This window comes from Flavobacterium bomense (assembly GCF_003970355.1).
On the sequence record NZ_RYDJ01000126.1, the window covers coordinates 1 to 370 of the forward strand.

A 370-nucleotide genomic window follows, 5' to 3' on the forward strand; every position below is an offset into this window, starting at 1 on the left:
AATTATCCAATGGGTTTTTTGCATTCGAAATTCGGATAACAGCAATGAATTGTTGGTCCGCAATAACCAAGGCTAGGGGTGCCTTCCTTTCATATTTTGCAATAGCTAAACCCATTTTAAATCCATTTCCAGACATAGCAATAAATTGCTCCGAAGAAATGTTTGAAGCAATTAGGGATGTTCCAATAGCCCACCAAGTTAGTGATCCTTCAGCTAAAAAGTAATCATGAGAAGCAGTATGAGAAGCAGTTTGTTTTCGTTTGTATATCCAATAGCCATAGCCAGATACTATAAAAAAGTAAACAAGAAAGACTAAGTAGTCTGCAGTTTGTAATGTATTCATAATTTTTTGTTTTGTTGGTTTTTAATT

The 370-nt window shown here is 34.3% G+C and carries 1 protein-coding gene; it reads right to left on the reverse strand.

Annotated features, from left to right (window positions below):
* On the reverse strand, positions 1–343 hold a 343-nt coding region (locus EKL98_RS16095; RefSeq protein WP_449404015.1), incomplete at its 3' end, for a sodium:solute symporter family transporter.
* Between the last annotated feature and the right edge of the window lie 27 nt (positions 344–370).